The sequence below is a fragment of the Pseudoalteromonas sp. Z1A6 genome (assembly GCF_011378745.1).
Classification (GTDB): domain Bacteria; phylum Pseudomonadota; class Gammaproteobacteria; order Enterobacterales; family Alteromonadaceae; genus Pseudoalteromonas; species Pseudoalteromonas arctica.
This window is the reverse complement of record NZ_WTKW01000162.1, coordinates 1-9393: the sequence shown is the minus strand read 5'-3', so window position 1 is coordinate 9393 and position 9393 is coordinate 1. Positions and strand designations below refer to the sequence as shown.

Sequence of the window (9393 nt, the reverse complement as noted above, 5' to 3'; positions counted from 1 at the left end):
ATCACAAGCCTTTTTTTATTTATTTATATTTGTTTTATCATTATCTTTATCTCACAATACCCATTCTATAATGTTAATTTTTTGTATTGACTACAACCCAGTAATCTCCCGTTTAAACTTGCATACTAACGATGTTTGGGTATAGAATGCGCCCCAAATTAGCGACTAATTGGTTCTTATGATCTGGGTTGATTACGCCATTATTGGCATCATTGCATTGTCTACCATCATCGGTTTAATACGCGGCTTTGTAAAAGAAGCAATGTCATTAGCGGTATGGGCTGGCGCCTTTATCATCTCTAGCTTATTTTACCAATATTTAGCTTCCTTCCTAACAACCATTTCTGAACCCCTTTTAAGAAATGCTGCGGCCATAGCCATATTATTCTTTGCGACGCTACTGTTAGGCGGTTTACTAAACTACATTTTAGGTGAACTTGTACATCGTACTGGTTTATCGGGTACCGACCGTGTCTTTGGCATAGTGTTTGGTGCTCTACGAGGCGTGTTGGTCGTGAGCGCGTTACTCTTCTTTCTTGATGCTTTTACTGGTGCACCCAATACGCACTGGTGGGGCAATTCTATTTTGATTCCAGAATTTGGCTTTGTTGTTGAATGGTTCTTTTCGTACCTAGAAAACAACTCGAGTTTTTTAAATTCAGTAAACCGTTAATCGGCGAGGATAAATTACATGTGTGGTATCGTTGGAATAGTCGGAACATCCCCTGTGAATCAGGCGATTTATGATGGCTTAACTGTTTTGCAGCACCGTGGTCAAGATGCCGCGGGTATCATTACCATTGAGAATAATACGTTTAGCTTGCGCAAAGCAAATGGCTTAGTGAAAGATGCCTTTCACACACGTCATATGAAACGACTACAAGGTACAATTGGTCTTGGCCATGTGCGCTATCCTACAGCAGGATCTTCAAGCTCATCTGAAGCACAGCCTTTTTATGTTAACTCACCGTTTGGTATAGCACTTGCCCATAATGGCAACCTTACTAATGCAGAAGCTTTAAAAGAGCAGTTATTCTCAGAAGCACGTCGTCACGTTAATACAACATCAGACTCTGAAATTTTACTTAATATCATGGCACATGAATTAAGCAAATCTGATAAGTTGCATTTAGACCCTGAAGATATTTTTACTGCGGTAACCGAAGTAAACAATAAAGTAAGCGGTGGTTATGCAACTATTGCTATGATTATCGGCCACGGCATTGTTGCTTTTCGCGACCCTAATGGTATTCGCCCACTTGTATTTGGTAAACGCGAAACCGAAAAAGGTACTGAGTACATGTTTGCCTCAGAAAGCGTTGCGTTGAAACCGGACGGTTTTGAGTTTGTACGTGATGTAGCCCCTGGTGAAGCTATATATGTTACAGAAGAAGGTGAATTCCATTCACTTAGTTGTGCTGATAAGGCATCTTACTCGCCGTGTATTTTTGAATTTGTTTATTTTGCTCGACCTGACTCAACAATAGACCGTATGTCTGTGTACGCAACACGCGTAAACATGGGGACTAAACTAGGCGAAAAAATTGCACGTGAATGGGCTGATAAAGATATTGATGTAGTTATCCCAATCCCAGAAACTTCATGTGATGTAGCACTGGAAATTGCACGTGTGCTTGATTTACCGTATCGCCAAGGTTTTGTTAAAAACCGTTATATTGGTCGTACATTTATCATGCCTGGCCAAGAGATGCGTAAAAAATCAGTGCGTCAAAAGCTAAACGCAATTGATCGCGAGTTTAAGGGTAAAAACGTATTATTGGTTGATGACTCAATTGTTCGTGGTACAACATCAGCACAAATTGTTGAAATGGCCCGAGAGTCTGGCGCTAAAAACGTTTACTTTGCATCAGCAGCACCTGAAATACGCTTCCCTAATGTGTACGGTATTGATATGCCTTCAGCAGCTGAGCTTATTGCTCACGGACGTGAAGTAGAAGATATTAATGCAAGTATTGGTTCTGACGGTTTAATCTTTCAATCGTTAAAAGATTTAATTGCTGCGGTTAGCCAAGAAAATCCTGAAATTACTAAGTTTGAAACTTCAGTATTTGATGGCCAATATATTACTGGCGATATTGATCAAAACTATTTAAACCGTATTGATAAGCTACGTAACGATTCAGCAAAAAGCACCCGCGAAAGTGCGATGTCTTCAGGTTTAGAGATACACAACCAAGACGAAAATGAAGCTGATTAATAGTTAGTTAACAAAAAGTCGTTACACAAAAAAAAGGAGCTAATTAGCTCCTTTTTTGCGAAGGAAAGAAAGGGAACATTTCTATCAAACATGACTCTTTTTTTAGGTGAAATTTATTAAGTAAACATTGGGCTAACAATCCCATTAGTCCAAAGCATAGCTGTTACAGCTAAAATAATAACCAGTAATATTAATCCACACGTTACTACCGAGCTGGCGTAAATAAAGCCACGCTCTTCTGGGATATGCATAAGTATTGGTACGCCGGTATAGAGTAAATAAACCGAGTAAGCCAGTGCAATAATTCCAATACACACTACAAACCAAAGTACAGGCCAAAAAGCGGCGAGTGCCGACATAAACACTGGTGTTGCAGTATATGCTGCAAGTTCAAGTGTTTGTGTAAATGTAGGTTTAGAGCCAAATGTAACCGCCATCCAATGGGCTAAATACGCCAATGCAAAAACACCCGCTATTAAAGCAAAATACATTGCACCTGCAATTAGCAGTGCACTATCGTGCGTTAAAAATACGGGATTGCCTGCACCTATGCTCCATCCTAAATAAACAGATGAGTAGTAGCCCATTATTGAAGGAAATAAAGCAATCAGTAAAATATGCGACAAACTATAGGTTAAACTTTCATGGCGATTATCTATTGTTTGCCATTCTTCAAGTGGGTGAGCATAAATGCCCCAGAGGTGATTTAGTATCATAGTACTTACTCCATAAAAGGAACGTATTATTGTTTTGGTTGATTTATTTTTATACAGTCTATGTACAGTTATGGTTCACTTATTTTGCAAAGTCAAGTTAACTCGTTATTAACATTTAGACGCAGATAAGGGCTTTGATTTATCCCAAGCAAAATTTCGTGTTAAAATAACGGTCTATCAAATTTATTTAGTAATGAGCAGTCAACGTGCCACATAGCCAACTTTTAGAGCCGATTAATAACTTTTTATTGTGTACCACCCCAGAGCAATGGGTGGAGCAAGCAATTAAAAAAGAAAACTTATCAGTCATTTTAATAGATCACTTAATTTGTGAATTAAAAGCAGCTCAAAGTGCGATGTTTTTAATACGTAAATACGCGGTAGATAAAGAGGGTAGTGATGCATTACTCGAGTGGCTAAAGCCATTTGAAACGCTTATTTACAAACGAGAAGGGAATTGGCGCGATCTGGCTGCTAAAAATAAGCTCACTAAATCAATAATTCCTAAATCGAGTTCTCCATACGGGCAAGGTCTAATCGATAAAATGGTTTTGCTGATAAAAGAAGAGCTGCATCACTTTTATCAAGTGCTCGAAATTATGGACGAGTACGGTGTTGAGTATCAAAGTATTACACCATGTCGTTACGCAAAAGGTATGCTTCGTCATGTTAAAACGTTCGAGCCCGATGCATTAGTCGATAAGCTAATAGTAGGCGCTTATATTGAGGCGCGTTCGTGTGAGCGTTTTGCAAAGCTTGCACCGCATGTTGACAAACGTTTAGGTGATTTTTATATTTCGTTGCTACGTTCAGAAGCGCGTCATTACCAAGATTATTTAACTCTAGCGCAAGAAATTGCTGATTTTGATATTACCGATCGCGTAAACTTTTTTGGTGAAAAAGAAAAAGAGTTAATTTCGACAACCGATACTGATTTTAAATTTCACAGCGGTGTTCCCACTGTTTAAATACCCTCATTTTCTTTTAAAAAATTAATATATTCTGCTATTTTCTGATTGCTGAAATTATGTTTTTTCATAATTTTAGCAATGCGTCCATTTTTAGTTATTATATCAATTCCTCTATTAAATTTTTGTAAGTATTCTTTGGCTCTATAATTTGATTTAGAGACAACTAAATATAGTTTATGAGAAGCAAGATCTGGCGATAAGTACTCAATATTATTATCATCTGAATCTTCGGTTTTAGTGTGTTCAAGCCAATAATTTCCAACCTCTTTAGTACCCGCGACTAAATCAATACGCCCTTGTTGTAGTAAATATAAGCTTGTAGGAAGGCTTTTAGTGGACGTTATTGCCAGCTCCCTATTTCTAGCAAACTCTTGGCTTACAAAGGCATTGTCTTCTGTGCCAATACTATAAGGTGTTAATGATTGAACTGTACCATCGAAACTAATAACACTCTCTTTTCGTTTGAAAACTCCTGAGTGAGCAACTGCAAGTGGACGAGAGTAGTAAAAAACTTCATTTCTTTTTAATGAATAAAAAGCACCTAAAATAGCGGTTTTTCTGTTTTTTTCTAATAGCTTTAAAGCGCGATCCCATGTCGTGAATTCTGGTTCGCTATTAATACCTTGCGTTTTAAGCGCTGATTCGGCTATTTCATATAGCCAGCCATTACTAGGTAGGTTTTCGCTAAAATAGGGAGGGTAGTTTTCTGTAACAATTTGCCATGTTTGCTTGCTAAATACTTGTGTAGGAATGGCAATTACTACGATGAAAATTAACAGCTTAATCATTCAACCTCTCACTATTATTCATATATATAGATAAATAATAGTCAGAATTTTAAATTATGCGAAAGGCGTGCTAATTAATTCTTGTGATTGAGGGGTAACGACTAAATAAGAGCCTTGGGTATACCAGTCACCTAGCACTGTGCGAGTAAGTGTTTGTTCATTAACTTTATACGTATGAACATTAGGGCGGTGAGTATGACCATGAATCATATTCGTAACGTTATGTTTGGCAAAGGTGGCAAGTACAGCCTCATCGACAACGTCTAAAATTTCGATAGGTTTATCAGCTTGGCTTAACTTACTTTTTTCGCGGGCATTACGCGCTATTTTTTTACGATACCAAAGCGGCATTGCAAGCATCAATTTTGGCCACCACCAACCACGGCTCTTTTTACGAAAGTTTTGATACTCAGTATCTTGAGTGCACATTTCGTCGCCATGTAAAATAACGGTAGGCGTACCATATAAGTCAATGACTGTTTGCTCATCAAGTAATGTCATTGCGGCCATGTCGGCATATTGCTTACGCATAATGAAATCACGATTGCCATGTATAAAATAAACAGGTGTGCCACCATCATTAACTGCGGTTAAATGTTTTGCTACATCGGCACTCAGTGCAGTAATGTAGTCATCTCCAACCCATACTTCAAAAAAATCACCTAAAATATAAAGTGCATCTACATCTTTATTTAGTATATGTGTATTTAAAAAATCAAAAAATGCAGCGCTAATGTCGGGGCGGTTTTCACTTAGATGTAAATCTGCAATAAAGTAAGTTTGACGAGTCATAGGTCAGTCTATTTTAGTTTTAAAAAAACGGGCATATACTTATAGTATACACCCGCTTACATACTCACATAACATGAGTAAACGTTACTAGTTAACAGTAACGCTTTCGATGATCACATCTTCAAGAGGTACGTCTTGGTGAAAACCAGTACTACCCGTTGCTACATCTTTAATTTTATTTACAATGTCCATGCCTTCAACTACTTCAGCAAAAACACAGTAACCCCAGCCTTGCGACGTTTCGCTGCTGTGGTTTAAAAAATCGTTGTTGTTAACGTTAATGAAAAATTGCGCTGTAGCTGAATGAGGATCAGGCGTACGTGCCATTGCTAAAGTGCCTATTTTATTAGATAGACCATTGTTAGCTTCATTCTGAATTGGATCATTTACGTCTTTTTGTTCCATACCTGGAACAAAACCACCGCCTTGAACCATAAAACCATCGATTACACGATGAAATATAGTGCCGTTGAAAAAATCAGCATTTGCATACTCTAAAAAGTTTTTAACTGTGTTTGGAGCTTCTTTCTCAAACATTTTAATGGTGATGTCACCAAAATTAGTGTGTAGAACAACCATGTGTTTTCCTATATCCGGTTTAAATATTGGCGCTATTTTATCGTAGTTGACTAAGATTAACAAAGTAGATGTTTGGTTTGTTATAAAGCGCTAGAGCAGGGGCTTTTCAAGTGGTAACATAGTTATTCAAGTTAATAGTTAAGGACTCAAAGTAAATGGTAAATATATACAACACACTCACGCGACAAAAAGAGCAATTTAAACCTATGGTCGAAGGAAAAATCGACATGTATGTGTGTGGTATCACCATTTATGATTACTGCCATATTGGACACGCACGTACCTTTGTTGGATTTGACGTTATTGTGCGCTACTTACGCCATATTGGTTACGATTTAAAATATGTGCGTAATATTACTGATATTGACGACAAAATTATTAAACGCGCAAATGAAAATGGTGAGTCAATAAACGACTTAACTGTGCGCATGACTAAAGCGATGCATGAAGATTTTGATAGCCTAAATATGCTACGCCCAGATATTGAACCAACAGTTACAAGCCATATGGATGAAATTATCGTTATGGTTAAGCGCTTGATTGAAAAAGGCCATGCCTATGTCGCAGCCGACGGCGATGTTTTGTTTGATGTATCAACGTTTGAGCAATACGGTGCACTTTCTCAGCAAGATTTAACTATGTTGCAATCAGGTTCTCGCGTTGAAGTGGCGCAAGATAAAGACGATCCACTTGATTTTGTGTTATGGAAAAAAGCAAAAGCAGGTGAACCATCATGGTCATCACCGTGGGGTGAAGGGCGTCCGGGTTGGCATATTGAATGTTCGGCAATGAGCTCAAAGCACTTAGGTGAGCATTTTGATATTCACGGTGGGGGGTCTGATTTACAGTTTCCACATCATGAAAACGAAATTGCCCAATCGTGCTGTGCAAACAACGGCCAGTATGTAAATACATGGATACATACTGGCATGGTTCAAGTAAACAAAGAAAAAATGTCTAAGTCGTTAGATAACTTCTTTACAGTGCGTGAAGTTTTAAAAGCATACGATCCTGAATCTGTTCGTTACTTTTTAATTTCAGGTCATTACCGCAGCCAACTTAATTATTCACAAGAAAATTTAGACCAAGCGCGTTCATCACTTGAGCGCATTTATACAGCGCTTCGTGATGTCGAACCGGTAGAGTGCGATTTAGAAGGTAATGAGTTTGTTGCTAAATTTAGAAAAGCAATGAATGACGACTTTAATACACCAGAAGCACTACCTGTGTTGTTCGAACTTGCTAAAGAATTAAACCGCGTAAAAGAAAGTGACGCAGTTCAAGCTGGGCAACTTGCGTTTATATTACGCAGTATTGGTAACGTTTTAGGGGTTGCTCAACAAGCACCAGAAGCTTTTTTACAAGGCGGGCAAGATGACGACGAAGTTGCGACAATTGAAGCATTAATTGTAAAACGTAATGAAGCACGTGCAAGTAAAAACTGGGCTGCTGCTGATGAAGCACGTGATGCGCTTAATGCGTTAGGTGTAATACTTGAAGATTCAGCCGGTAAAACAACGTGGCGTAAAGCGTAAGCGTTTAAAGTAATTCACGTTCAACTAAAAAAGGGTTGCCAAATGGCAACCCTTTTTTGATTTTTTAACAGCTTAGCTGTGATATTTCTCACACGCTTCAAGTGTGTTTTCAATTAAGCTAGCGACCGTCATCGGGCCAACGCCACCTGGTACAGGTGTAATAAAATGCGCTTTTTGTTCAGCCACACTGTATTGAACATCACCAACTAATTTACCCGTGTCTAAACGGTTAATGCCTACATCGATGACTATAGCGCCTTCTTTTATCCAATCTCCAGGTATAAATTCAGGTTTACCTACAGCCACAACTAATAAGTCAGCGCGGCGAACATGCGTTTCTAAGTCTTGAGTAAACTTATGGCATACTGTGGTAGTACAACCCGCTAATAAAAGCTCTAGCGACATTGGACGACCAACAATATTTGACGCGCCAACGACAACTGCATGCATCCCTTTATAACGTACACCCGTTGAATCAAGTAATGTAATAATACCTTTAGGGGTACATGGGCGAAGGGCAGGCATACGCTGTGCTAATCGACCAATGTTATATGGATGAAATCCATCAACATCTTTATGTGGGGTAATGCGTTCTAAAATCTTTTCAGCATCAAGACCTTTTGGCAGTGGTAACTGCACTAAAATTCCATCAACTTCGGCATCATTATTTAGCTCGTCAATTAAATCTAAAAGAGTTTGCTCTTGCGTGTCTGCTGGTAAATCAAATGATTTGGAGATAAAACCTACTTCTTCACAGGCTTTACGTTTTGAACCAACATAAACTTGGCTTGCTGGATCAAGTCCTACAAGTACTACTGCAAGTCCTGGTGCACGTAAACCATTTGCTACACGTTCACTTACGCGTTCTGCTACAGCGCTACGTACTTGTTTTGCGATTGCCTTACCATCAATGATGTTTGCCGTCATGGGTGACCTTTAATTGGGGTTAATTAACTAGATACCGATACTCTAAAAACGAATGCATAATAAAATAGGGGTAAAAATGCTAATAAAGAAAACATACTCTTTATTTAACTCGTTTTATAATGTGCCTACCATTTTCGCAGAAAAGCATAGCAGCGCCAAGTTGCTTTTAATGTATATAACATTTGAGTTATTAAATAGTTTAAATTTCAGCCTACTATTGTAATATTTAACCATTGTGCACTAAAAATGAGCACTTGATTGGTTTTATTAAAAAAACGTTTGACCTAACCCCGTCAAATCACTATTATGCACCCCGTTGTCAACGAGGTCACTCGCTAACAATAATAAGTTTCGGCGATTAGCGCAGTTTGGTAGCGCACTTGGTTTGGGTCCAAGGGGTCGCAGGTTCAAATCCTGCATCGCCGACCATTTTTATAATTTATTATAATCGAATAGCTTATTGGTAAACTATGAAGTTTTCGATGCGCCCATAGCTCAGCTGGATAGAGCAACGCCCTTCTAAGGCGTGGGTCGAAGGTTCGAATCCTTCTGGGTGCACCATTTGAAAACATGTAAATATAGCGGTGATTGTAGCTCAGTTGGTAGAGCCCCGGATTGTGATTCCGGTTGTCGTGGGTTCGAGCCCCATCAGTCACCCCATTTACAACGAATATCGGCGATTAGCGCAGTTTGGTAGCGCACTTGGTTTGGGTCCAAGGGGTCGCAGGTTCAAATCCTGCATCGCCGACCATTTTCTTAAAATGGTCTTAAACTCTCAGTTTAAGTGTTCAGTATGAAAAAAGAAGTTAACTCTTCAATGTCGGCGATTAGCGCAGTTTGGTAGCGCACTTGGTTTGGGTCCAAGGG

The 9393-nt window shown here is 38.8% G+C and carries 9 protein-coding genes and 4 tRNA genes; 8 read left to right on the top strand and 5 right to left on the bottom strand.

Annotated features, from left to right (window positions below; translation table 11 throughout):
* Positions 1-178 precede the first annotated feature (178 nt).
* Together GQR46_RS11490 and purF are read left to right on the top strand one after the other, a co-directional pair.
* Positions 179-673: a CvpA family protein gene (locus GQR46_RS11490; protein ID WP_007376853.1), complete on the top strand. Its 495-nt coding sequence runs from the start codon at positions 179-181 to the stop codon at positions 671-673.
* Between the two features lie 18 nt (positions 674-691).
* Positions 692-2218, top strand: coding sequence for an amidophosphoribosyltransferase (purF, locus tag GQR46_RS11485; RefSeq protein WP_007580920.1), 1527 nt, complete (start codon positions 692-694; stop codon positions 2216-2218).
* 116 nt (positions 2219-2334) lie between these two features.
* Here the strand turns inward: purF and GQR46_RS11480 are convergent, their stop codons facing one another.
* Positions 2335-2934, bottom strand: a complete 600-nt coding sequence (locus tag GQR46_RS11480; RefSeq protein WP_007580923.1) for a Yip1 family protein — start codon at positions 2932-2934, stop codon at positions 2335-2337.
* Between the two features lie 206 nt (positions 2935-3140).
* Here GQR46_RS11480 and miaE point away from each other — a divergent pair, with 206 nt between their 5' ends.
* Complete coding sequence (gene miaE, locus GQR46_RS11475; RefSeq protein ID WP_010553847.1) at positions 3141-3902, top strand: tRNA isopentenyl-2-thiomethyl-A-37 hydroxylase MiaE; 762 nt, start codon at positions 3141-3143, stop codon at positions 3900-3902.
* Here the strand turns inward: miaE and GQR46_RS11470 are convergent.
* The 3 genes from GQR46_RS11470 to GQR46_RS11460 all read right to left on the bottom strand — a co-directional run bounded on the left by GQR46_RS11470 (position 3899) and on the right by GQR46_RS11460 (position 6064).
* On the bottom strand, positions 3899-4693 hold the full coding sequence (locus tag GQR46_RS11470; protein WP_165741005.1) for a transporter substrate-binding domain-containing protein: 795 nt from the start codon (positions 4691-4693) through the stop codon (positions 3899-3901). The two genes, miaE and GQR46_RS11470, sit on opposite strands and share 4 nt — an antisense overlap.
* A gap of 54 nt (positions 4694-4747) precedes the next feature.
* Complete coding sequence (locus GQR46_RS11465; RefSeq protein WP_165728737.1) at positions 4748-5485, bottom strand: UDP-2,3-diacylglucosamine diphosphatase; 738 nt, start codon at positions 5483-5485, stop codon at positions 4748-4750.
* 87 nt (positions 5486-5572) lie between these two features.
* Positions 5573-6064 (bottom strand): peptidylprolyl isomerase, encoded by a 492-nt coding sequence (locus GQR46_RS11460; RefSeq protein WP_165728738.1) that lies wholly within the window; start codon positions 6062-6064, stop codon positions 5573-5575.
* A gap of 155 nt (positions 6065-6219) precedes the next feature.
* Here GQR46_RS11460 and cysS point away from each other — a divergent pair, with 155 nt between their 5' ends.
* On the top strand, positions 6220-7599 hold the full coding sequence (cysS, locus tag GQR46_RS11455; RefSeq protein WP_165741004.1) for a cysteine--tRNA ligase: 1380 nt from the start codon (positions 6220-6222) through the stop codon (positions 7597-7599).
* A gap of 72 nt (positions 7600-7671) precedes the next feature.
* Here the strand turns inward: cysS and folD are convergent, their stop codons facing one another.
* Positions 7672-8526: a bifunctional methylenetetrahydrofolate dehydrogenase/methenyltetrahydrofolate cyclohydrolase FolD gene (gene folD, locus GQR46_RS11450; protein ID WP_002958348.1), complete on the bottom strand. Its 855-nt coding sequence runs from the start codon at positions 8524-8526 to the stop codon at positions 7672-7674.
* A 352-nt stretch (positions 8527-8878) separates the two neighbouring features.
* On the opposite strand from folD, the gene GQR46_RS11445 reads away from it, so the two are divergent.
* From GQR46_RS11445 to GQR46_RS11430, 4 genes are all read left to right on the top strand, one after another.
* Positions 8879-8955, top strand: a tRNA-Pro gene (locus tag GQR46_RS11445).
* A 55-nt stretch (positions 8956-9010) separates the two neighbouring features.
* Positions 9011-9087: transfer RNA gene (locus GQR46_RS11440), tRNA-Arg, on the top strand.
* Positions 9088-9110: 23 nt separating this feature from the next.
* Positions 9111-9186 (top strand) — tRNA-His (locus GQR46_RS11435).
* A gap of 14 nt (positions 9187-9200) precedes the next feature.
* Positions 9201-9277 (top strand) — tRNA-Pro (locus GQR46_RS11430).
* The last annotated feature ends 116 nt before the right edge of the window (positions 9278-9393 follow it).

What these genes read in the sequence shown, in the direction of transcription:
- GQR46_RS11490 (WP_007376853.1), top strand. Translation starts at nt 179, where the DNA reads ATGATCTGGGTTGATTACGCCATTATTGGCATCATTGCATTGTCTACC.
- purF (WP_007580920.1), top strand. Translation starts at nt 692, where the DNA reads ATGTGTGGTATCGTTGGAATAGTCGGAACATCCCCTGTGAATCAGGCG.
- GQR46_RS11480 (WP_007580923.1), bottom strand. Translation starts at nt 2,934, where the DNA reads ATGATACTAAATCACCTCTGGGGCATTTATGCTCACCCACTTGAAGAA.
- GQR46_RS11470 (WP_165741005.1), bottom strand. Translation starts at nt 4,693, where the DNA reads ATGATTAAGCTGTTAATTTTCATCGTAGTAATTGCCATTCCTACACAA.
- GQR46_RS11465 (WP_165728737.1), bottom strand. Translation starts at nt 5,485, where the DNA reads ATGACTCGTCAAACTTACTTTATTGCAGATTTACATCTAAGTGAAAAC.
- GQR46_RS11460 (WP_165728738.1), bottom strand. Translation starts at nt 6,064, where the DNA reads ATGGTTGTTCTACACACTAATTTTGGTGACATCACCATTAAAATGTTT.
- cysS (WP_165741004.1), top strand. Translation starts at nt 6,220, where the DNA reads ATGGTAAATATATACAACACACTCACGCGACAAAAAGAGCAATTTAAA.
- folD (WP_002958348.1), bottom strand. Translation starts at nt 8,526, where the DNA reads ATGACGGCAAACATCATTGATGGTAAGGCAATCGCAAAACAAGTACGT.